Annotated in this window: 22 protein-coding genes; 13 read left to right on the top strand and 9 right to left on the bottom strand. The window is 60.5% G+C overall.

Annotated elements, in window-relative coordinates; genetic code table 11:
* Nucleotides 1-86 precede the first annotated feature (86 nt).
* Nucleotides 87-1,580, bottom strand: a complete 1,494-nt coding sequence (locus A7D21_RS01895) for a CoA-acylating methylmalonate-semialdehyde dehydrogenase (protein ID WP_053254187.1) — start codon at nucleotides 1,578-1,580, stop codon at nucleotides 87-89.
* Nucleotides 1,581-1,619: 39 nt separating this feature from the next.
* On the bottom strand, nucleotides 1,620-2,969 hold the full coding sequence (locus A7D21_RS01890; RefSeq protein WP_053254186.1) for an aspartate aminotransferase family protein: 1,350 nt from the start codon (nucleotides 2,967-2,969) through the stop codon (nucleotides 1,620-1,622).
* A 125-nt stretch (nucleotides 2,970-3,094) separates the two neighbouring features.
* On the opposite strand from A7D21_RS01890, the gene A7D21_RS01885 reads away from it, so the two are divergent.
* The 6 genes from A7D21_RS01885 to A7D21_RS01860 all read left to right on the top strand — a co-directional run bounded on the left by A7D21_RS01885 (nucleotide 3,095) and on the right by A7D21_RS01860 (nucleotide 9,275).
* A complete protein-coding gene (locus A7D21_RS01885; protein WP_053254185.1) occupies nucleotides 3,095-4,015 on the top strand; it encodes a LysR family transcriptional regulator in 921 nt (306 codons plus the stop codon).
* Between the two features lie 88 nt (nucleotides 4,016-4,103).
* Nucleotides 4,104-5,498 (top strand): uracil-xanthine permease family protein, encoded by a 1,395-nt coding sequence (locus tag A7D21_RS01880; RefSeq protein ID WP_053254184.1) that lies wholly within the window; start codon nucleotides 4,104-4,106, stop codon nucleotides 5,496-5,498.
* A gap of 87 nt (nucleotides 5,499-5,585) precedes the next feature.
* Nucleotides 5,586-6,245 carry a TetR/AcrR family transcriptional regulator gene (locus A7D21_RS01875; protein WP_053254183.1) on the top strand — a complete coding sequence of 220 codons (660 nt, stop codon included), beginning with the start codon at nucleotides 5,586-5,588 and terminating at the stop codon, nucleotides 6,243-6,245.
* 12 nt (nucleotides 6,246-6,257) lie between these two features.
* Nucleotides 6,258-6,839 carry a YigZ family protein gene (locus tag A7D21_RS01870; protein ID WP_053254182.1) on the top strand — a complete coding sequence of 194 codons (582 nt, stop codon included), beginning with the start codon at nucleotides 6,258-6,260 and terminating at the stop codon, nucleotides 6,837-6,839.
* A 186-nt stretch (nucleotides 6,840-7,025) separates the two neighbouring features.
* A complete protein-coding gene (locus tag A7D21_RS01865; protein WP_069550946.1) occupies nucleotides 7,026-7,712 on the top strand; it encodes an SDR family oxidoreductase in 687 nt (228 codons plus the stop codon).
* Between the two features lie 204 nt (nucleotides 7,713-7,916).
* Entirely contained in the window at nucleotides 7,917-9,275 is a 1,359-nt protein-coding gene (locus A7D21_RS01860; RefSeq protein ID WP_053254180.1) for an 8-oxoguanine deaminase, read from the top strand.
* Nucleotides 9,276-9,308: 33 nt separating this feature from the next.
* Here the strand turns inward: A7D21_RS01860 and A7D21_RS01855 are convergent, their stop codons facing one another.
* Nucleotides 9,309-10,400: a calcium:proton antiporter gene (locus A7D21_RS01855; protein ID WP_069550945.1), complete on the bottom strand. Its 1,092-nt coding sequence runs from the start codon at nucleotides 10,398-10,400 to the stop codon at nucleotides 9,309-9,311.
* A 194-nt stretch (nucleotides 10,401-10,594) separates the two neighbouring features.
* Here A7D21_RS01855 and A7D21_RS01850 point away from each other — a divergent pair, with 194 nt between their 5' ends.
* Nucleotides 10,595-11,548, top strand: a complete 954-nt coding sequence (locus tag A7D21_RS01850; RefSeq protein ID WP_053254178.1) for an adenosine deaminase — start codon at nucleotides 10,595-10,597, stop codon at nucleotides 11,546-11,548.
* Nucleotides 11,549-11,684: 136 nt separating this feature from the next.
* Here A7D21_RS01850 and A7D21_RS01845 read toward each other — a convergent pair whose 3' ends face one another.
* From A7D21_RS01845 to A7D21_RS01835, 3 genes are all read right to left on the bottom strand, one after another.
* A complete protein-coding gene (locus A7D21_RS01845; protein ID WP_069550944.1) occupies nucleotides 11,685-13,055 on the bottom strand; it encodes an MFS transporter in 1,371 nt (456 codons plus the stop codon).
* 102 nt (nucleotides 13,056-13,157) lie between these two features.
* Complete coding sequence (locus tag A7D21_RS01840; RefSeq protein WP_069550943.1) at nucleotides 13,158-13,844, bottom strand: helix-turn-helix transcriptional regulator; 687 nt, start codon at nucleotides 13,842-13,844, stop codon at nucleotides 13,158-13,160.
* A gap of 137 nt (nucleotides 13,845-13,981) precedes the next feature.
* Nucleotides 13,982-14,908 (bottom strand): LysR family transcriptional regulator, encoded by a 927-nt coding sequence (locus tag A7D21_RS01835; RefSeq protein WP_053254175.1) that lies wholly within the window; start codon nucleotides 14,906-14,908, stop codon nucleotides 13,982-13,984.
* 118 nt (nucleotides 14,909-15,026) lie between these two features.
* Between A7D21_RS01835 and A7D21_RS01830 the strand changes: the two genes are divergently transcribed.
* From A7D21_RS01830 to A7D21_RS01820, 3 genes are all read left to right on the top strand, one after another.
* Entirely contained in the window at nucleotides 15,027-15,320 is a 294-nt protein-coding gene (locus tag A7D21_RS01830; protein ID WP_053254174.1) for a putative quinol monooxygenase, read from the top strand.
* Nucleotides 15,321-15,344: 24 nt separating this feature from the next.
* The gene (locus tag A7D21_RS01825) at nucleotides 15,345-16,358 is read left to right on the top strand and encodes a zinc-binding alcohol dehydrogenase family protein (RefSeq protein WP_053254173.1); all 1,014 of its coding nucleotides are present in this window, start codon (nucleotides 15,345-15,347) and stop codon (nucleotides 16,356-16,358) included.
* A 145-nt stretch (nucleotides 16,359-16,503) separates the two neighbouring features.
* Nucleotides 16,504-16,686 (top strand): hypothetical protein, encoded by a 183-nt coding sequence (locus A7D21_RS01820; protein ID WP_053254172.1) that lies wholly within the window; start codon nucleotides 16,504-16,506, stop codon nucleotides 16,684-16,686.
* Between the two features lie 8 nt (nucleotides 16,687-16,694).
* Here the strand turns inward: A7D21_RS01820 and A7D21_RS01815 are convergent, their stop codons facing one another.
* Together A7D21_RS01815 and A7D21_RS01810 are read right to left on the bottom strand one after the other, a co-directional pair.
* Nucleotides 16,695-17,888 (bottom strand): multidrug effflux MFS transporter, encoded by a 1,194-nt coding sequence (locus A7D21_RS01815; RefSeq protein ID WP_053254171.1) that lies wholly within the window; start codon nucleotides 17,886-17,888, stop codon nucleotides 16,695-16,697.
* Nucleotides 17,889-17,975: 87 nt separating this feature from the next.
* On the bottom strand, nucleotides 17,976-18,176 hold the full coding sequence (locus tag A7D21_RS01810) for a heavy-metal-associated domain-containing protein (protein ID WP_053254170.1): 201 nt from the start codon (nucleotides 18,174-18,176) through the stop codon (nucleotides 17,976-17,978).
* 147 nt (nucleotides 18,177-18,323) lie between these two features.
* Between A7D21_RS01810 and A7D21_RS01805 the strand changes: the two genes are divergently transcribed.
* The 3 genes from A7D21_RS01805 to cueR all read left to right on the top strand — a co-directional run bounded on the left by A7D21_RS01805 (nucleotide 18,324) and on the right by cueR (nucleotide 21,370).
* Nucleotides 18,324-18,704 (top strand): hypothetical protein, encoded by a 381-nt coding sequence (locus A7D21_RS01805; RefSeq protein WP_053254169.1) that lies wholly within the window; start codon nucleotides 18,324-18,326, stop codon nucleotides 18,702-18,704.
* 66 nt (nucleotides 18,705-18,770) lie between these two features.
* On the top strand, nucleotides 18,771-20,972 hold the full coding sequence (locus tag A7D21_RS01800; protein ID WP_069550942.1) for a cation-translocating P-type ATPase: 2,202 nt from the start codon (nucleotides 18,771-18,773) through the stop codon (nucleotides 20,970-20,972).
* A complete protein-coding gene (gene cueR, locus A7D21_RS01795) occupies nucleotides 20,969-21,370 on the top strand; it encodes a Cu(I)-responsive transcriptional regulator (protein WP_069550941.1) in 402 nt (133 codons plus the stop codon). Before A7D21_RS01800 ends, cueR begins: the two co-directional genes overlap by 4 nt.
* A 145-nt stretch (nucleotides 21,371-21,515) precedes the next feature.
* On the opposite strand, the gene A7D21_RS01790 is transcribed toward cueR, so the two are convergent.
* Nucleotides 21,516-22,415: a PA4780 family RIO1-like protein kinase gene (locus A7D21_RS01790; RefSeq protein WP_053254166.1), complete on the bottom strand. Its 900-nt coding sequence runs from the start codon at nucleotides 22,413-22,415 to the stop codon at nucleotides 21,516-21,518.
* Nucleotides 22,416-22,423: the final 8 nt, after the last annotated feature.

Genomic DNA, 22,423 nt, shown 5'->3' with positions numbered 1-22,423 from the left:
ACCTTTTTCATATTTCTGTCATATCGATCAACAAGGCCCACAACGCAAAAGCCGGCCCCAAGGGGCCGGCTCTTAATTACAACACCTTACAAACTAGGAAACGCAAATTGCGATGCTTCATGGCTGGCCCGTTGCGGCCAACGCTGGGTAATCGCCTTGCGACGGGTATAGAAACGCACCCCATCCGGCCCATAGGCATGCAAGTCGCCAAACAACGACCGCTTCCAGCCACCAAAGCTGTGATACGCCACGGGCACCGGCAGTGGCACGTTAACACCGACCATGCCCACTTCAATCTCGTCACAGAACAGGCGTGCCGCCTCGCCGTCACGGGTGAAGATGCAGGTGCCGTTGCCATACTCGTGATCGTTGATCAGTTGCATCGCCGCTTCCAGGCTATCAACTCGAACCACACACAACACCGGCCCAAAGATCTCTTCTTTATAGATGCGCATCTCAGGGGTCACACGGTCAAACAGACTGCCGCCCAGGAAGAAGCCCTCTTCATGCCCGGCAACACTCAGGCCACGACCGTCCACCACCAGCTCGGCACCCGCCGCCACACCGTCTTCTATATAGCCACTGACTTTGTCCCGTGCCTGGCCAGTCACCAACGGTCCCATATCCAGGCCACACGAAGTGCCCGCACCGATCTTCAGGGCCTTGACCTGCGGCACCAGCTTGGCAATCAACGCATCCGCCACCTGGTCACCCACGCAAACGGCAACCGAGATCGCCATACAGCGCTCACCGCAGGAACCATACGCCGCGCCCATCAGGGCGCTCACGGCGTTATCCAGATCCGCATCCGGCATCAGCACTGCGTGGTTCTTCGCCCCACCCAGTGCCTGCACGCGTTTGCCGCGTTTGGTCGCTTCGGAGTAGATGTATTCGGCGATCGGCGTCGACCCTACAAAGCTCAGCGCCTTGACTTCCGGCGCTTCGATCAGCGCATCCACCGCGCCCTTGTCACCGTGCACCACGCTCAGCACGCCTTTGGGCAGACCCGCTTCCTGCAGCAGTTGTGCAATCAGCAGCGTCGAACTTGGATCACGCTCCGATGGTTTCAGGATGAAACAGTTGCCGCACACGATCGCCAGCGGGTACATCCACAAGGGCACCATCGCCGGGAAGTTGAACGGGGTAATACCAGCCACTACGCCCAACGGCTGGAAATCCGACCACGCATCGATGTTCGGCCCCACGTTACGGCTGTATTCGCCCTTGAGAATCTCCGGCGCCGAACAGGCGTACTCCACGTTCTCGATCCCGCGTTTCAATTCGCCCGCAGCGTCTTCCAAGGTCTTGCCATGCTCTTCGCTGATCAACTGCGAGATACGTGCTTCGTTCTGCTCCAGCAATTGCTTGAAACGAAACATCACCTGAGCGCGCTTGGCCGGTGGGGTATTGCGCCAGGCCGGGAAGGCCGCCTTGGCCGAGTCGATTGCACGTTGAATGGTTTCGCGGCTGGCCAACGGCACTTGGTGAATCACCTGGCCGGTGGACGGGTTATACACATCGGCAGTGCGACCGGACTCACTGACCAACTGGCCGTTGATCAAATGCTGGATAAGGCTCATGCAGGGCTCCTGAAAAGTTGTTCTATATAGAAGGAGAAATCAGTCGATCTTGTTCAACACTTCGCCGACCGCATCGAACAGGCGATCCAGGTCCTGCGGCTTGCTGTTGAAGGTTGGCCCGAACTGCAGGGTGTCACCGCCAAAGCGCACGTAGAAACCGGCTTTCCACAAGGCCATACCCGCCTCAAATGGACGCACGATGGCATCACCGTCACGCGGGGCAATCTGGATCGCGCCGGCCAGGCCGTAGTTGCGAATATCGATCACGTTCTTGCTGCCCTTCAAACCGTGCAGCGCATTCTCAAAGTGCGGGGCAACCTCGGCGACGCTCTGCACCAGGTTTTCTTTCTGCAACAGGTCCAATGCCGCCAGGCCAGCGGCGCAAGCCACCGGGTGCGCCGAGTAGGTATAACCGTGGGGGAATTCCACCGCGTATTCCGGCGTCGCCTGGTTCATGAAGGTCTGGTAGATCTCGCTGCTGGCAATCACCGCGCCCATCGGGATCGCGCCGTTGGTGACTTGCTTGGCGATGCACATCAGGTCCGGGGTCACGCCAAAGCTGTCGGCACCGAACATCGAGCCGGTACGGCCGAAACCGGTGATGACTTCATCGAACACCAGCAGGATGTTGTGCTGGTCGCAGATCTCACGCAGACGTTTGAGATAGCCTTGCGGCGGCACCAGCACGCCCGCGGAGCCGGCCATCGGCTCGACAAACACCGCCGCGATATTCGACGCGTCGTGCAACTCGATCAGTTTGAGCAGCTCATCGGCCAAGGCGATACCGCCCTGCTCCGGCATGCCACGGGAGAAGGCATTGCTCGCCAGCAAGGTGTGAGGCAGGTGGTCAACATCCATCAAGCCTTGACCAAACAGCTTACGGTTACCGTTGACGCCGCCCAGGCTGGTACCGGCAATGTTCACACCGTGATAACCACGGGCGCGGCCGATCATTTTGGTCTTGGTCGCCTGGCCCTTCAGGCGCCAGTAAGCACGTACCATCTTCACTGCGGTATCGGCGCACTCGGAACCGGAATCGGTGAAGAACACGTGGTTCAGGTTGCCTGGGGTCAGATCGGTAATCTTTTCCGCCAGTTGGAATGACAACGGATGACCGTATTGGAAGCCTGGGGAGTAGTCCAGCGTGCCCAATTGTTTGGATACAGCTGCCTGGATTTCCTTGCGGGTATGCCCGGCGCCGCACGTCCACAGGCCCGACAATGAGTCGTACACCTTGCGCCCCTTGTCATCGGTCAACCAGCTGCCTTCGGCGGCCACGATCAGGCGCGGGTCACGCTGGAAGTTACGGTTAGCGGTGTAGGGCATCCAGTGAGCATCCAACTTCAGTTGGCTGGCCAGGGACGAAGGGGCGTTTTCGGGCATGTTCATCAGCAAAACCTCGCAAGGCAAAAGGCAGCGTCGGGATTGAAAAGCGTTCTTGCAGCTAAATTGCCACGGGGATAAAGTCGGTGAAATCCAACTCTTCTAACCTTCAGTCAGGCCTTCACTAAACTATGAGCAGCCGTCGATCCGACCCTCTGGCCCAAGTCAGCGACTTCGATATACGCCTGTTGCGCATCTTCCGCAGCGTGGTGGAGTGCGGTGGTTTCTCGGCGGCGGAAACCGTACTGGGTATCGGCCGCTCGGCCATCAGCCAGCAAATGAGCGACCTGGAGCAACGCCTCGGATTAAGGCTGTGCCAACGCGGGCGCGCCGGGTTCTCCCTGACCGAAGAAGGCCGCGAGGTGTATCAATCGGCCCTGCAGCTATTAAGCGCCCTGGAAAGTTTTCGCACTGAGGTGAACGGTCTGCACCAGCACTTGCGCGGCGAGTTGATCATCGGCCTCACCGACAACCTCGTCACCCTGCCCCATATGCGCATCACACATGCCCTGGCGCAATTGAAGGAACGCGGCCCCGACGTGCAAATCCAGATCCGCATGATCGCCCCCAACGAAGTCGAGCAAGGTGTACTCGACGGTCGCCTGCATGTCGGTGTGGTGCCTCAGGCCAGCGCCTTGTCAGGCCTCGAATACCAACCGCTGTACAGCGAGCGTTCGCTGCTCTACTGCGCGGTCGGCCACCCATTGTTTTATGCCGACGACAAGCAACTGGACGACACCCGTATCGACAGCCAGGACGCCATCGCCCCAACCTTCCGTCTGCCTGCCGAGATCCAGGCCCATTACCAGGCACTCAACTGCACCGCCAGCGCCTCGGACCGCGAAGGCATGGCTTTCCTGATCCTCACCGGTCGCTATATCGGCTACTTGCCCGACCACTACGCCAGCCTTTGGGTGCAACAAGGCCGACTGCGTGCGCTGAAACCGGCTACACGCTTTTACGATTTAAGCCTCGCATCGGTCACGCGCAAGGGGCGTCGCCCTCATTTGGTGCTGGAAAGCTTTCTCGAGAGTTTGGCGGCAACGCGCTAAGCCGGGCCTTTTGCTAAAAGCTGAGCAACTGGACAGCTTTTTGCAAGGGAGCCAGGACCTAGAACCGTCCGTCTCGAGTTTGCCCGCCATGCCACCAGAATCCTCCAGCCCCAGCGACCTGATCTACGGCCTCAACGATCGCCCCAAACCGATCCCCGCCCTACTGGCAGCCTTGCAACATGTGCTGGCTGCCTTCGTTGGCATCATCACTCCACCGCTGATCATCGGCTCCACCCTTGGCCTCACCGCTCACCTGCCCTACTTGATCAGCATGGCGTTGATGGTTTCCGGCGTAGGAACGTTCATCCAGGCGCGTAGACCTTTTGGCATCGGTGCCGGGATGATCTGCCTGCAAGGCACCAGCTTTGCGTTTCTCGGCGCGGTGTTGTCGGCGGGGTTCCTGGTCAAGCAACGTGGCGGTAGCCCGGAGGACATCATGGCGATGATCTTCGGCGTGTGCTTCTTCGGCGCGGCCGTACAAATCGTGCTGAGCCGGTTTATCGGGCAACTGCGTCGAGTCATCACGCCATTGGTGACCGGCATCGTCATCACCTTGATCGGTATCAGCCTGATCAAAGTGGGCATCACCGACCTTGGCGGGGGGTTCAACGCTCCCGACTTCGGCGCGCCCACCAACCTGGCGCTGGGTCTGTTCGTGGTGCTGACCATCATCCTGCTGAACCGCTCGAACACCCCGTGGGTGCGCCTCTCGGCGATCATCATCGGCCTGGCCCTCGGCAGCCTCGCGGCGTGGTTCAGTGGCAAACTGGTGCCGCAAGCCTTGCCCGACCTGCCGCTGGTCAGCCTGCCGATACCGTTTCGCTTCGGTTTCAATTTCGACTGGAGCGCCTTCCTGCCCATCGCGCTGATTTATCTGATCAGCAGCATCGAAACCGTCGGCGACCTCACCGCCAATTGTATGATCGCTCGCCAGCCTATCAGCGGCCCGTCTTATATAAGCCGGCTCAAAGGCGGCGTACTCGGCGATGGCGTCAGTTGCATGATCGCGGCCACTTTCAGCGCCTTTCCGAATACGACCTTCGCGCAGAACAACGGCGTGATTCAACTCACCGGCGTGGCCAGCCGTTACGTCGGTTTATACATCGGCGTGGTGCTGTGTTGCCTCGGGCTGTTTCCGCTGATTGGCGCCGTGCTGCAGCAAATTCCCAAGCCGGTATTGGGCGGCGCGACCCTGGTGATGTTCGGCAGCGTGGCCGCCGCCGGTGTGCGCATCCTCGCCCAGGCACCGCTGGACCGGCGCAGCATGCTGATCATTGCCACCTCATTTGGCGTCGGCCTGGGCATTGCCGCACAACCGAACCTGCTGCATTTGATGCCGCCTTTGGTGCAAAACCTGTTCGACTCAGCCATCACCAGCGGGGGCCTGACCGCCATCGTGTTGTGCCTATTATTGCCCGAAGCCAAAGCGGCGCGCATTGCCGCAAACCACGCCCCGGAAAGCGACACGCTGGAACCGCTTTGACGGTTTTATTGCATCGGGACTTGTCTGAGGCTTGAGGGTGGGTTATCTGTGCACACGTCGTCTCTATCGATCAGCACGGAAACCTCCATGAGCCTCGAAGTTCCTGCCCACAGCAACCACGCCGGTAAACCCGCCAGCCGCATTCGGCAAAAGAATGAACAAGCAATTCTCCAGGCTGCTGAAGACGAGTTCGCGCGCCATGGCTACAAAGGCACCAGCATGAACACCATTGCCTCGAGTGCCGGGCTGCCCAAGGCTAATTTGCACTATTACTTCACCAACAAACTCGGCCTGTACATCGCGGTGCTGAGCAATATCCTTGAATTGTGGGACAGCACGTTCAACGCGCTCACCGCCGAGGACGACCCGGCCGTGGCGCTCACCCGCTACATCCGCACCAAAATGGAATTTTCCCGGCGCCACCCGCAAGCCTCGCGAATTTTCGCCATGGAAATCATCAGTGGCGGCGAATGCCTCACCGAATATTTCAGCCAGGACTACCGCGCCTGGTTCAGTGGCCGGGCGGCAGTGTTCCAGGCCTGGATCGACGCCGGCAAGATGGACCCCATCGACCCCGTGCACCTGATCTTCCTGTTGTGGGGCAGCACCCAGCACTACGCCGACTTCGCCACCCAGATCTGCCGCGTCACCGGGCGTACCAAGCTGACCAAGCAAGACATGGAAGACGCGGGCACCAACCTGATCCACATCATTCTCAAAGGCTGTGGCATCAAGCCGGCCCTATAAACGAAGCGATTTATGCCTTTCACGCTCACAGGCCTTTGCGAATTTCGTGAAGAAATACGCAAAAGCCGCTTTATCACCCTGGCGGCGCCCATCACCAGCCCGCAAGACGCCCAGGCGTTTTTCGAGCTGCACAGTGACCTGAACGCCACGCACAACTGCTGGGCCTGGAAACTGGCCGACCAGTACCGCAGCAATGACGATGGCGAGCCCGGCGGTACTGCCGGTCGACCGATTCTGGCAGCCATCGAAGCCCAGGGGTTTGATCAAGTCGCGGTGCTGGTGATCCGCTGGTACGGCGGCATCCAACTGGGCACCGGCGGCCTGGCCCGCGCCTACGGCGGCGGCGCAAACAAATGCCTGCAGACTGCCGACCGCATTGAGTTGATCAGCCGCGTACCGCTGAGTTGCGCCTGCGGTTTTTCCGAATTGAACCTGGTGAAACTGCGCGTTGCCGAACTGGGCGGGCTGGTGACGGAAGAAACCTTCACCGCCAACGGCGTCGAGTTACAGCTTGCACTGGGCGAAGCACACATCGCTACGCTGCAGACTCAACTCGCCGACCTGAGCCGTGGGCGTATCCTGCTGGAACGCTGAAACTGCCCACATCTACTGTGCACCCGCCTGTGGATAACCTGAGCACATCCGCCTGTAACCCTTCTGTCACAAGGCGTTGCGGGCGCTGTTCACTTTTTGTCCAATGAGACTTCGCGCCATTTAGCCAAGTCTGCGCTAATGTAGTTCGCTCAATTTCCTGAACCGCGACTTCAAAGGAAGCCCTGCATGTCTACGCCAAAAACTGCACTGATCATCGGCGCCTCGCGCGGGCTGGGCCTTGGCCTGGTCAAGCAATTGATCGAGGACGGCTGGGACGTGACCGCCACCGTGCGCGATCCGAACAAGGCCGATGCCCTGAAAGCCGTTGGCCCGGCACAGATCGAGAAACTGGACATGGACGATCAGCAAGCCGTAATCGCCCTGAGCCAGCGCCTCAAGGACCGCACCTTCGACCTGCTGTTCGTCAACGCGGGCGTCAAAGGCCCGGCCAACCAGGAACCTGGCCACGCCACCCTCGCGGAAGTCGGCCAGCTGTTTTTCACTAACGCCGTGGCGCCGATCAACCTGGCCCAGCGGTTTGTCGGGCAGATCCGCAAAGACAGCGGTGTACTGGCCTTCATGAGCTCAGTGCTCGGCAGCGTGACCATTCCCGATGGTTCGGACCTGGCGCTGTACAAGGCCAGCAAGGCCGCACTCAACTCCATGACCAATAGCTTTATCACCCAGCTGGGCGACCACACACTCACCGTGCTGTCGCTGCACCCGGGCTGGGTGAAGACCGACATGGGCGGCGAAAACGCACAGATCGATGTCGACACCAGCGTGCGCGGCCTGGTGGATCAGGTGAATGCCTACACAGGCAAGGGCGGCCATCACTTTGTTGACTACAAAGGCGACACCATTGCCTGGTAAGGCCCCCGGATCAACAGGTGGGACGAGCAATGCGACGATTCGACTTGCCTCTTCCCACACTGATCGGGTGCTCTTTCCTACACCTAGACCAGATCGCGAACTACACGTAATCTAGCCACCTCGCCTTCACCGGCGACCCTGGATCAGCAGACAGGGCAACACTGAGCTGGCAAACCTGAACCCATCATTCAGAGGAGCCGGCCAATGCCTGCGACCCGTATCTGGTTAAAAAACCCCCTCGCGATTTTCACTGCCAATGGCCTCGACGCCCGTGGTGGCCTGGTGCTGCAAGACGGTGTGATCACCGAAGTGCTGGGCTGGAGCCAAGAGCCCGCAGTACCTTGTGGACACGTGTTCGACGCCCGCGAGCACGTGATTCTTCCCGGTTTGATCAACACCCACCATCACTTCTATCAAACCCTGACACGCGCCTGGGCGCCGGTCGTCAATCAGCCGTTGTTCCCGTGGCTGAAAACCCTGTATCCGGTTTGGGCGCGTTTGACCCCTGAAAAACTCGCCCTGGCCTCCAAAGTCGCGCTCGCGGAACTGCTGCTCTCGGGCTGTACCACGGCAGCCGATCACCACTACCTGTTCCCCGACGGCCTGGAAAATGCCATCGACGTACAGGTCGATAGCGTGCGCGAGCTGGGCATGCGTGCCATGCTTACGCGAGGTTCCATGAGCCTGGGCGAGGCCGATGGCGGCCTGCCGCCGCAACAAACCGTGCAACAAGGCCAAGTTATTCTCGAAGACAGCCAACGCCTGATCCGCGAATACCACCAGCGTGGCGACGGCGCGCAGATCCAGATCGCCCTGGCGCCCTGCTCGCCGTTTTCCGTCACGCCGGAAATCATGGAAGCCAGCGCCGAACTGGCCAACAACCTCGACGTGCGCCTGCACACGCATTTGGCAGAAACCCTCGATGAGGAAGACTTCTGCCTGCAGCGTTTCGGCCTGCGCACCGTGGATTATCTCGACAGCGTCGGCTGGCTCGGCCCACGCACCTGGCTGGCCCATGGGATTCACTTCAACCCGGATGAAATCGCGCGCCTGGGGGCTGCGGGCACGGGCATCTGCCATTGCCCGAGCTCAAATATGCGCCTGGCTTCCGGTATCTGCCCGACCCTGGACCTGCTTGCCGCCGGTGCGCCCATTGGCCTTGGCGTGGACGGTTCCGCCTCCAACGATGCATCCAACATGATCCTCGAAGCCCGCCAGGCCCTGTACATCCAGCGCCTGCGTTACGGCGCGGAAAAGATCACGCCTGAAGGCGTGCTGGGCTGGGCGACCAAGGGCTCGGCGCAACTGCTGGGGCGTACGGACATTGGTGAGTTGGCGGTAGGCAAACAGGCTGACCTGGCGCTATTCAAACTCGACGAACTGCGCTTCTCCGGCAGCCACGATCCGATTTCGGCGCTGCTGTTATGCGGCGCCGACCGTGCGGACAGGGTGATGATCGGCGGCAAATGGCGAGTCATCGACGGCCAGGTCGAAGGCCTGGACCTCAAAGGCTTGATCGCCGACCACACCCAGGCGGCGCGGCAGTTGATCGCCGGAACCTAATCAACATGGGGTTCGTCGACTCTACTTAGTCGGTTACAACCCAAGCAGCGACAGCATGATAAAGGTCGCAAACAACACGAAATGGGTCATCCCTTCGATGGCGTTGGTTTCGCCATCGTTGAGGTTGATCGCGCTGACGACCAGCGTGATCAACACCATCACGGTTTGCACCGGCGTCATTGCCATCTGGAACGGCTGGCCAGTGTAGAGCGCCATGGCCTCCATCACCGGCACCGTCAGAATGACAGTCGACAATGAAGCGCCCAATGCGATGTTCACGACCGACTGCATACGGTTGGCCAAGGCCGCGCGCAATGCCGTCAAAATTTCCGGTGCCGCCGAAATCGCCGCGACCACAATTGCGGTGATGACCGGCGGTGCACCGGTGCCTTCCAGGCCCAGGTCGAGGGTCTTGGACATCACCTCGGCCAGCGCGCCGATCACAATCACCCCGAACACCAGCGTACCGATGGAGAACGCCAGACTTATCGATGGCTCCTGCTGTTCTTCAGGCTGTTTTTTGCGGCGTTTTTCCGGGTAGCTGTAGCTGAAGAAATAACTGTGCGGCCCGACCTGCATGCGCAGAAACAAGGTGTAGAGCACCACCATCGCGCCGATGGTGAAGGCCGAGTAAATTTTCCAGTCCGCTTCTGGGATAAATTCCGGCACCACCATCGACACGCCCATCGCGGTGAGGATCATCACACTGTAAGTGCGCGCCGAATCATCGTTGTAGGACTGCTCGCCATGCTTGATGCCGCCCATCAATGCGGCCAGGCCGAGGATGCCGTTGATATCGAGCATCACCGCCGAGTAAATGGTGTCGCGCACCAGCGTCGGCGACGGCTCGTTGCTCATCATGATCGCCAGGATCACCACCTCCACCAGCACGGCGGCGAGCGTCAGGATCATCGTGCCGTAGGGGTCACCGACTTTTTCCGCGAGTTGTTCGGCATGGTGCGCCACGCGCATCGACGCCATGACGATAAAGCCGATCAGTGCTACGCCGGCCAGCAGCGCCACCATTTGCCCGTTGTGGAGCATCCAGTGCTCCAGCGGGTAGGCTGCGATGGCGGCAATCAGCGCCAGCAGCATGTATTTTTCTTGCTTGAGGGATGTGAGCATTCCGGGCCTTTTCATACGGCTAATCAGTCATTGATGGGGTACAGACTGCGCCACGCTGCTAACGTTTCGTTACACCTTAGTTCACAAGGCTTATAAGTGAAAAAAAACCAATACTCTCCTGCTGGTCAGGTTTTGCCGATTATTTCAGCCATGGCCTGTAGAATGCCGCCATTGCACCTGATGAGAATTTAGACATGTACGATTGGCTCAACGCCCTCCCCAAGGCTGAATTGCACCTGCACCTGGAAGGCTCGCTGGAGCCTGAGTTGCTGTTCGCCCTGGCCGAGCGCAACAAAATTGCGCTGCCGTGGAACGACGTCGATACCCTGCGCAAGGCCTACGCCTTCAACAACCTGCAAGAATTTCTCGACCTGTATTACAAGGGCGCCGATGTGCTGCGCACCTCCCAGGATTTCTACGACCTGACCTGGGCCTACCTGCTGCGCTGCAAAGAACAGAATGTGATCCACACCGAGCCGTTCTTCGATCCGCAGACCCACACCGACCGTGGCGTGCCGTTTGAAGTGGTGCTGAACGGGATCGCGGCTGCACTCAAAGATGGCGAACAGCAACTGGGCATCACCAGCGGCCTGATCCTCAGTTTCCTGCGCCACTTGAGCGAAGCCGAAGCCGAAAAAACCCTCGATCAAGCGCTGCCGTTCCGTGACGCGTTTGTGGCCGTCGGCCTGGACAGTTCAGAAATGGGTCACCCGCCGAGCAAGTTCCAACGCGTGTTCGACCGTGCCCGGCATGAAGGCTTCCTCACCGTGGCCCACGCCGGCGAAGAGGGCCCGCCCGAGTACATCTGGGAAGCCCTCGACCTGCTGAAAATCCAGCGGATCGACCATGGCGTGCGCGCCATCGAAGACGAGCGTTTAATGCAACGGATCATCGACGAGCAGATCCCGCTGACCGTGTGCCCGTTGTCCAACACCAAGCTGTGTGTGTTCGATGACATGGCTCAACACAACATTCTCGACATGCTCGAGCGTGGTGTGAAAGTGACAGTGAACTCGGATGACCCGGCGTACTTCGGCGGTTATGTCACCGAGAACTTCCACGCGCTGTACACCTCGCTGGGCATGACCCAGGACCAGGCCAAACGCCTGGCGCAGAACAGCCTGGATGCGCGACTGGTAAAGCCATAAGCAACACTGATTGAATGAATACAGGCTAAATGTGGGAGCGGGCTTGCTCGCGAATGCGGTGTGCCAGTCACCAGATACATTGACTGACACACCGCATTCGCGAGCAAGCCCGCTCCCACACTGGCCTCACCAGCCTTTAGATTTCAGTTAGCTCTTCCAGCGTCTTGCCCTTCGTTTCCTTCCCGAACACCCACACCACCAGCGCCGCCACCGCAAAGCACAGCGCACCCAAGGCAAACACCCCGCCCTGCCCGGTTATCGGGAACACCAGCCCGGTCACCAACGGCCCCAGCAATGACCCGACCCGGCCAATTGCCGACGCAAACCCCGAGCCCGTCGCCCGCGCCGAAGTGGGATACAACTCAGGCGTGTAGGTGTACAGCACCGCCCACATGCCAAACAGAAAGAACTGCATCAACAACCCTGACGTAATCAGCAGCCCGACGTTGCCGCCGAATACCGCGCTCTGCCCATACAAGAACGCCATTACCCCGCCGCCCAGCAACGTCACGACACACACCGGTTTGCGCCCCCAGCGTTCCACCAGCCAGGCCGCCATCAGGAACCCGGGAATCCCGCCCAGGGAAATGATCACCGTGTAGTACACCGACTGCGTCACGGCAAAACCCGATTGCTGCAATAACGCACTCAGCCACGACGTCAGCCCGTAGAAGCCGAGCAAGGCAAAAAACCACACGCTCCAGATCATCATCGTGCGCTGGCGATACTGTGCCGACCACAACTGCTCAAAGGCGGAGAAAAAGGTCCCCGGCACGCTCTCCACACGTGGCAAGGCAATTGGCTCCGGCAAGTCCGTGCGGCCGAGGGACTCGCGCACTTTGCGCTCAATGCCCTGCAACACCTTATCCGCCGCCTCATGCCGCCCTGCCTGCTCAAGCCAGCGCGGTGACTCGGGGATAAAAAATCGAATCGCCAACACAAACACCGCCGGCACCGCCAACACCAAAAAGATGTCCCGCCAGCCAATCACCGGCAGCAGGAAATAAGACAACACACCCGCCGCCACAAAACCCAAAGGCCAGAAGCCATCCATCAAGGCGATATAGCGCCCGCGCCGTTTGGCGGGGATCAGCTCTGAAAGCATCGACTGCGCGATCGGAAACTCCATGCCCATGCCGATTCCCAGCAGGATGCGGAACAGCGTCAGCGTCTCCACCGTCTGCGCGGTGGAACACAGGTAGCTGGCGACACCCCACAACACGATGCTCCACTGGAACACCGGTTTGCGCCCAAAGCGATCAGCCAGCATGCCGGACAAAGACGCACCGACCACCATGCCGAAAAAGCTCGAACTGGCGAGTAACCCCGCCTGGGCAGTGCTCAGGCCGAACTCGGTTTTGATCGAACCTAACAGGAAGGTCATCATCGCCAGGTCCATGGAGTCGAAGAAAAACGCCAGGGCGATGATGATAAAGATGACGCGGTGGTAACCGCTGATGGGTAACCGTTCCAACCGTTCCGCTGCGCTATAGCCTTGCATACCCATGCCACACCCCTGTATGAAAAATCCCCAAAGCGAGTGTGCGGCATCGTTTTGCCCGGTTATTGCTGGATACGACCTGACTGAAACTCTGAACGACGCTCGCGCCTATGGCGCGGTCAGCCGGTTGATTTGTGCAAGCCCGGTATCCGTCACCAACAACGCGCAGGACTCGTTGATCACGCGGATCCATCCGGACTGTAAAAAAAGCTGCAACAACCCCACCCCCAACGAGCCGCCCAAGTGCGGTTGCTGCTGGCTCCAATCAACACAGTCACAGGCCAGGGGTGATGCCAGTGCCTGGGTGTAAATGCCCAGGCCCGCCAGATGCCGAGCGCCCTTGACGGTGACGTCGGTGCGCTGTTCATGACGGTTGATCCAGCCTGCTTCCAGCATCCGTCGGTACAGCCTTGCCGCCAACTCACCGCCCAGATGGCCATGGCACAACCGCGCATGGCGCAATGATGCCGGGGCGGCCAATGCCTGCGGGATAGCCAGCGGCGAACCACGCGCCGCGCTGGCCATGGTGGTACTGGCCAAGGCGTCGATAGCGGCACTGACATCGGTAGCCGCTACACGGTACAGCCGCTTGCCACGCCGGGTTTCGATCCGCAGCAAACCGCCGCCAGCCAGACGCGCCAAATGCGCATTGGCCGATGCCGCTGACAGCCCGGCGAGTGCGGCCAACTCATCCGAGGTTTTTGCCGAACCGTCCATCAAGGACCAGAGCATCGCGGTGCGCTTGGGGTCAGCGAGCAAGCTGGCGATCTGACTGATGCAAGGTGCTTCTTCCATGTATTCACTCCTTGTTAAATCATTTGTCTGCTGCGGTTGGAACCAAAGTATAAGGGCGCAAACCGCCCGCTCCGCGGCGTCTGACAGCGCGGATTGGGACAGGATTTGAGTGAAATTTCCTGCTGTAGTGAAGGCGATTACGCAGTACGCAATGGCCCTGGCCGTTGCGCGGTCAATACCGCACAACGGGACACGAGCATTTCCCGCAGCAGGTTAATCGGTTTGCTCAGTTGCGCACGGTGGGCGCACAGTAAATTGAGCGGCGTACGCTCGCCACGCAACTCCGGCAGGATCAAGCACAAGCGCCCGGCCAACACGTCGCTGCTCACATCCAGCCAGGATTTGTAGGCAATGCCGACTCCCGCCACCGCCCAGCGGCGTACCACATCGGCGTCGTCACTGAAGCGGTCACCGGTCACCGTCAGGCTGACCTCGCGCTTGCCATCATGAAAACTCCAATGGTCGTGCACGCGACTGCCGAGCATATACAGCAAGCAATTGTGCTGGGCCAGTTGCTCCAGATGGCGGGGTTCGCCATGCCGGGCGAGGTAGCTGGGCGCAGCGCACAGCACCCGGATATTATCCGGGGCGATGGGCAGCGCGATCAGGCTGGAGTCTTCGGGCTCGCCGTAGCGCAGCGCGATGTCCACTGGCTGGCGGAACAAGTCGGCAATCCGGTCGCCGAGCAGCAGGCGGATGCTCAGTTGCGGGTATTCACGCTGAAACTCATCCAGCCACGGCAACAACTGATTACGCCCGAAGTCCGAAGGTGCCGACAGTTGCAAAACACCGCTGACATGGTCCTGGCCGCTGGCCAATAAGCGCCGCCCTTCGTCCAGCGAACTCAACGCGGCGCGGGCATATTCCAGGAAGCCCTCGCCCTCGGCAGTCAACCGCAGGCTGCGGGTGGAACGTGCCAGCAAACGCGCACCGAGTTGCTGTTCAATACGCTTCAACGCGGCGCTGGCTACCGCAGGCGACAGGTCCATCACCCGCGCCGCCGCCGACAAACTGCCCAGGTCCGCTGCCCGCACAAATAACTGCAAATCATCAAAGCGCAGCATGCATTTCCACCAATTATCAAAATTCTATTGAAACAGACTGCTGTTTTAGCCGCTTTTATCTTCACCGGAAATAGCCAATCATCTGCCCATCCCGTTTATCACGTGCCAGGAGTTGAATATGTCCGCTGCCTTTAACGTCATCGCCACGCTGATCGCCAAGCCCGGCCAACACGCCACCCTCGAACCGCTGTTGCGCGATTTGCTGGAGCCGACCCGCCGCGAGGCCGGTTGCGAGCAGTACGACCTGCATCAAGACCTGCAACACCCCGAGACCTTCTACATGCTCGAACGCTGGAGCGACGACGCCGCGCTGGCCGATCACGACCAGAGCGCGCATATCCAGAACTTCCGCACCAAGGCTGCCGACGTGATCGAACACTTCGAACTCAAGCGCCTGAAGTTTCTCGCCTGATTACCGCCCTTTTCCGGAGCCCCCATGAAAGCCATTGCCTACTACGCCTCATTGCCGATCGACGATCCAAAATCCCTGCAAGACATCGAACTGCCAGAGCCCGTCGCCGGCCCACGCGACTTGCTGGTGGAGGTCAAAGCAATCTCGGTCAACCCGGTGGACACCAAGGTGCGCCAGAACGTCGCCCCGGAAAATGGCGCCGCCAAGGTGCTGGGCTGGGACGTGGCCGGTGTGGTCAAGGCCGTCGGCAGCGAAGTGACGCTGTTCAAAGCCGGTGACAAGGTGTTTTACGCCGGCTCCCTGGTACGCCCGGGCGGCAACAGCGAACTGCACACAGTGGATGAACGCATCGTCGGCCACATGCCCAAAAGCCTGGGTTTCAGCGATGCCGCCGCGCTGCCGCTGACCGCCATCACCGCCTGGGAGCTGTTGTTCGAGCGCCTGCAAGTACGTGAAGGCAAACAGGATGAAGGCCAGAGCCTGCTGGTCGTCGGCGCTGCTGGCGGTGTGGGTTCGATCCTGACCCAACTGGCCAGCCAGCTCACCGCGCTGACAGTCATCGGCACCGCCTCGCGCCCGGAAACCCAGGCATGGGCGAAGGCGCTCGGCGCCGACTTGGTGATCGACCACAGCCAACCGTTGAGCGAAGCACTGAAAAACGCCGGCCACCCACACGTGACCCATGTCGCCAGCCTGACCCAGACCGACCATCACCTGGACCAACTGGTAGAAGCCCTGGAACCGCAGGGCAAGCTGGCATTGATCGACGACCCCAAGGCGCTGGATGTGAGCAAGCTCAAGCGCAAGAGCCTGTCGTTGCACTGGGAGTTCATGTACACGCGCTCGATGTTCGAGACACCGGACATGATCGAACAACACAACCTGCTCAACCGCGTGGCCGAGTTGATCGACGCCGGCACCCTGAAAACCACGGTGGGCGAGCACTTCGGTGTGATCAATGCGGCGAACCTGCGCCGCGCCCATGCGCTGCTGGAAAGCGGCAAGGCCAAGGGCAAGATTGTGCTGGAAGGGTTCTAAAAACAGTCTGTCAGTGTCGTCCATTATTCATGTGAGTAATGGACGACACCGCTAGTCAGAGAGTTGATCTTTGTCATATTTGTGAGCGCATTCGGGTTTATATTGGCCGCCTTTGCCACGATTCTTTTACGTGAGGAAGTCAGCAATGAAGATCCTGATAAGAGCGTTAGCAAAATCCCCGGGCAACAAATGGCAAGTCAGCCTCGACGGTGATGCTTTCACCTTCCGCAACGAAGCCGAGGCCCGTGCCTTTGCCGACACCCTGCAGGCGCGTATCCGCGCCCCCCACCGCTTTCCCCTCAACCAGCAACGTTCCGCCGCTGGCTGATCCGCACCTCAGACCTGCGCCTGCGCGGCCCTCGCCCGTTGCAGGCGCTGGGTCAACGTTGCAATGGTCACCGCCAACACACCGCACACGCTGATGACAATCGCCATCGGCATGGCCGTGCCGTCGTGCAATACGCCCACCAGCGACGCCGCGCCCGCCGCCACACCAAACTGAATGCAGCCAAGCAGCGCCGATGCACTGCCTGCCCGCGCACCCTGCCCGCTCATGGCGCAGGCTGACGTGTTGGGCAAAATGCAGCCCAGGCTTGCGATACAAATGAACAGGGGCACCAACAACGGCCACAAGGCCTCGGTGCGCAAGGCGGCAATGCCCAACAGGGTCAACGCCGCCACTACATAGACCCATACGGTGCGTGACAGCAAAAACGCCGGGCCACGCTTGGCCAGCAACCGCGCATTCAGTTGTGCAACCAGGATAAAGCCGGCAGCGTTGGAGCCGAACAGCCAACCGTAATGCTCGGCAGGCACACCGTACAGCTTGATGAATACAAACGGTGAGCCGGCGATATAGGCAAACATCCCGGCGATCGAGATGCCGCCGGTCAACGCGTAGCCGAGGTAAACCCGGTCTGACACCAGCGCGGCGTAGCGGCGCAGTGACCCGGACAACGGCTGGCGAGGCTGGTGGGCCGGAAAGGTTTCCGGCAACCCGACGGCCACGGCAATCGCCGCCATCACGCTGAACACCGACAACGCCAGGAAGATCGACTGCCAGCCCCACACCCCAACCATCACCCCACCTGCCAACGGTGCGAGGATCGGCGCCAGGCCAGTAACCAGCATCAGTTGCGAGTAAACCTTGGCTGAGCCCACGGCATCACATTTGTCGCTGACGACCGCCCGCGAAATCACCATCCCCGCGCAGCCGCCAAGGGCTTGTACGAAGCGCGCGCCGATCAGCCACTCCAGCGATGGCGCATAAGCGCAGGCGAAGGACGCCAAGGTAAACAGGGTGACACCGCTGAGCAGCGGCACGCGCCGGCCAAAGCGGTCCGCCAATGGTCCGTAGATGAGTTGGCCGATGGCCAGGCCCGCGAAATACACTGCCAGGGTCAGCTGGATATGTTTTTCGTCGGTCGCGAACGCCGTGGCCATTGCCGGAAAGCCCGGCAGGTAAAAGTCGATCGCCAACGGCGCGAAGGCGCTCAAGGCACCCAGAATCAGAATTATGCGGAGGTTCATCAGACACCCAAGTGAGTCGGCAGCCCGACAGTCTAGCCGCGCTTGGGTGCCCTGAACATTACGATAGCTCGCTAACTATCAAAAAATTCAAGCAAGCCTGGCACTGTAGCCTTCTTCAGTGATCAGGCTGATGACCTGATCGGCAGACAACCGACTACTTTCAACACTCACGGCTTTCGCCGCCAGGTCGACCTTGACACTCGCCGCCGGGTCCTGGCTTTGTACCGCCTGGGTCACCGCCCGGACGCAATGGCCGCAGGTCATTCCTTCAACGCTGAAAACTTGCATGACATGACTCCTTTGATGAGGTTGTGGCCAGTTTTGACCTTGCCATGATGGCAAGGTCAAGCGTTGAAACTTTCGGCCGGGCTGGTATTCAGCCGCTGCCTCGGCCAAGCTTCATTTCTCTTAGATATGAACCACGGAGCATTCGCCATGCGCTGGTCGTTTTTTAGCCTTATCGGCCTGTTGAGCTTGTCTGCCGCTGCGCCCATGGCCTGCGCCGATGAAGACTATGCGGTGCTGATCATTTCCCGCGAACGCCTGGAAGTGCCGACTAACTGCGAGATCGGCCTGTATATCCAGGATCAATTGGCCGGGCGTCTGTTTCAGGAACAGGCCACCTCGTTTAACTTGCCGGCTGGCAATGTGTCGCTGCGCCTGAAGCTGCTGCCCGGCCAATCGCCTGGTTGCCTGCCGGGCATGCTCGCCCCGCCGGCGCAGAACATCACGCTCAAAGCCGGCGACATACGCAAGTTGCGGATCGCGCAGGGCCCGGACGGCATGTACCTGAAACCCGCTGCACTGGAATATTAAAGGCGCTTGACCTTCCCCACAGGTCAAGGTTGATCCTAGGGGCAACTTCTTTTGGAGGACTGCCCCATGAATGGATCCACCACCTTTGACCTGCCCATCAGCGGCATGACCTGCGCCAGCTGTGCCGGCCGCGTCGAACGGGCGCTGGGCAAGGTGCCGGGGGTGCAAAGCGTCAGCGTCAACCTGGCCAATGAACGCGCGCATGTCGAAGTGCTGGGCAAGATGGACCCCGCAGTGTTGATCGCCGCCGTCGACAAGGCCGGTTACACCGCCAGCCTGCCCCAAAGCGAAACCGTCACCGATGCCAATCAAGCCCAACGCCTGCACCGCGAGCGTTGGTCGTTGCTGCTGGCCATTGTGTTGGCGCTGCCGTTGGTACTGCCGATGCTCGTGGAGCCCTTCGGCCTGCATTGGATGCTCCCCGCCTGGGTGCAGTTCGCCCTGGCCACGCCGGTGCAATTCATCTTGGGCGCGCGCTTCTATATCGCCGCCTGGAAAGCCGTACGCGCCGGCGCCGGCAATATGGATTTGCTGGTCGCCATCGGCACCAGCGCCGGTTACGGCCTGAGCCTGTATGAATGGCTTACCGCGCCCGCTGGCACCATGCCGCATCTGTACTTCGAAGCTTCCGCCGTGGTGATCGCTCTGGTGCTGCTTGGTAAGTACCTGGAAAGCCGCGCCAAACGTCAGACCGCCAGCGCCATCCGCGCCCTCGAAGCGTTGCGCCCGGAGCGCGCGATTCGCCTGTTTGAAGGGCGCGAAGAAGACGTCGCCATCAGTGCGTTAAAGCTCGACGACCTGGTGTTAGTGAAGCCCGGCGAACGTTTCCCGGTGGATGGCGACGTCGTGGACGGCCAGAGCCACGCCGACGAAGCCTTGATCAGCGGCGAAGCCCTGCCCGTGCCGAAACAACCGGGCGACCCGGTCACCGGCGGCGCCATCAACGGCGAGGGCCGTTTGCTGGTGCGCACCCGCGCTGTTGGCGGGGAAAGTGTGTTGGCCCAGATCATTCGCCTGGTGGAAGACGCGCAGGCGGCCAAAGCCCCGATCCAGAAACTGGTGGATAAGGTTAGCCAGGTCTTTGTGCCCGCCGTGCTGGTGCTGGCGCTGATCACGTTGCTGGGCTGGTGGCTATACGGGGCGCCACTGGAAACCGCGATCATCAATGCCGTCGCAGTGCTGGTGATTGCCTGCCCATGCGCATTGGGGCTGGCCACACCGACAGCGATCATGGCCGGTACCGGCGTCGCCGCGCGCTACGGGATTCTGATCAAGGACGCCGAAGCCCTTGAGCGTGCCCATGATGTCAGCGCCGTGGTGTTCGACAAGACCGGCACCCTCACTTCAGGTACGCCAAAGATTGCGCATTTGGTGGCGGTGGATGGCAATGAAACCCTGCTGCTGCAACAAGCCGGCGCGCTGCAACGCGGTAGCGAGCACCCATTGGCCAAGGCCGTGCTGGATGCCTGCCGCGAAAAAGCGCTGACCGTCGCGGATGTGAGCGCCAGCCAATCCCTGACCGGGCGCGGCATTGCCGGCACCCTTGAGGGCCGGCAACTGGCGCTGGGCAACCGTCGAATGCTCGAAGAAAACGGCTTGAATGCAGGCAGCCTGGCCGACGCCGCCAAGGCGTGGGAAGCCGAAGGCCGCACGTTATCCTGGTTGATCGAACAAGGCGCGCAGCCCCGCGTGCTGGGGCTGTTCGCCTTTGGCGATACGCTCAAGCCCGGCGCCCTGGAGGCGGTGACACAACTCAAGGCCCGGCACATCAGCAGCCATTTGCTCACCGGCGACAATCGCGGCAGTGCCCGCGTGGTGGCCGATGCCCTGGGTATCGATGATGTACACGCCGAAGTCCTTCCCGCCGACAAGGCCGCCGCCGTCGCCGAGCTGAAAAAGACCGGCGTGGTGGCGATGGTCGGCGACGGCATCAATGACGCCCCGGCCCTGGCCGCCGCCGATATCGGTATCGCCATGGGCGGCGGCACCGACGTGGCGATGCACGCGGCCGGAATCACCCTGATGCGCGGCGACCCACGCCTGGTGCCGGCCGCGCTGGAGATCAGCCGCAAGACCTACGCTAAAATCCGCCAGAACCTGTTCTGGGCCTTTGTGTATAACTTGATCGGCATACCGCTGGCGGCGTTCGGGTTGCTCAACCCGGTATTGGCGGGTGCGGCCATGGCCCTGTCCAGCGTCAGTGTGGTGAGCAATGCGTTACTGTTGAAAACCTGGAAGCCTGAGGATTTGGAGGATCAACACCCATGAACATCGGCCAGGCAGCCCGTCAGAGCGGGCTGAGCGCGAAGATGATTCGCTACTACGAATCCATCGGCCTGCTCAAAGCCGCGCACCGCACCGACAGTGGCTATCGGGTGTATGGCGGCGGCGACTTGCACACACTTGCGTTTATCAAGCGCTCGCGGGATTTGGGCTTTTCATTGGAAGAGGTCGGCAAACTGCTGACCTTGTGGCAAGACCGACAGCGGGCCAGCGCCGACGTAAAAGCCTTGGCGCGCCAGCACATCGAGGCGCTGAATCAGAAGATTATGGAGCTGGGGCAACTGCGCGATACGTTGCAGGACCTGGTGGAGCATTGCCAGGGCGATCATCGGCCGGATTGTCCGATTCTCAAGGAGTTGGCATCGGGCAGCTGTTGCGCCTGAGCATTTAGCCGGCGCACTGCAACGCCAAATGTGGGAGCGGGCTTGCTCGCGAATGCAGGGTGTCAGTCACTTCATCTTTCACTGATCAACCGCATTCGCGAGCAAGCCCGCTCCCACATTTTTTAGATCTTCATTTGCAGGAAGATCATTGCATCCAGGGCGGCGGCGGTGGTTCGTCGGGCACTTTACTCGCCGGCGCATCATCCGCCGCCCGTATCGCCTGGCGACGCTCTTCATCCAGCCGCGCCGCTTCGATCTCGCGGATCACACCGCCCACGTCCGCCAACTCTTCCGGCTCGTCGAACTCGCCGGTCAAGACGCTGGCCGGGTGCAAGGTGCCGGCTTCATACAACGCCCACATTTCCTTGGCGTACTTGGTCTTCTTCAACTCCGGGGCAAAGCGCCCGAAGTAGGAAGCCATGTTGCCCACATCCCGCTCCAGCATGTTGAACGCGTGGTTGTTGCCAGCGGCATCCACCGCCTGCGGCAGGTCGATGATCACCGGGCCCGTCGGCGTGAGCAGTACGTTGAACTCGGACAGGTCACCGTGCACCAGGCCGGTACACAGCATCAGCACGATCTGGGAAATCAGGAAGGCGTGGTATTCGCGCGCCTGGTCCGGCTCCAGCGTGACGTCGTTCAAGCGCGGTGCCGCATCGCCGTATTCGTCGGCCACCAGTTCCATCAACAGCACGCCTTCGAGGAAGTCGTACGGCTTGGGCACGCGAACGCCCGCACCCGCCAGACGGAACAATGCCGCGACTTCGGCGTTTTGCCAGGCGTCTTCAGTTTCTTTTTTGCCGAACTTGGAGCCCTTGGCCATGGCCCGGGCCTGTCGGCTGTTGCGGACCTTGCGGCCTTCCTGGTATTCGGACGCCTGACGAAAACTTCGTTTATTCGCCTCCTTGTAAACCTTGGCGCAACGCAATTCGTTGCCGCAGCGCACCACATAAACAGCTGCTTCTTTACCACTCATGAGTGGGCGCAGCACTTCGTCGACCAGACCGTCTTCGATCAGGGGTTCAATGCGTTTAGGAGTCTTCATCAGCTTTT

Source organism: Pseudomonas sp. AP19 (genome assembly GCF_001728855.1).
In the GTDB taxonomy this organism is placed as follows: Bacteria; Pseudomonadota; Gammaproteobacteria; order Pseudomonadales; family Pseudomonadaceae; genus Aquipseudomonas; species Aquipseudomonas fluorescens.
This window is presented reverse-complemented; position numbering and strand designations above follow the sequence as displayed.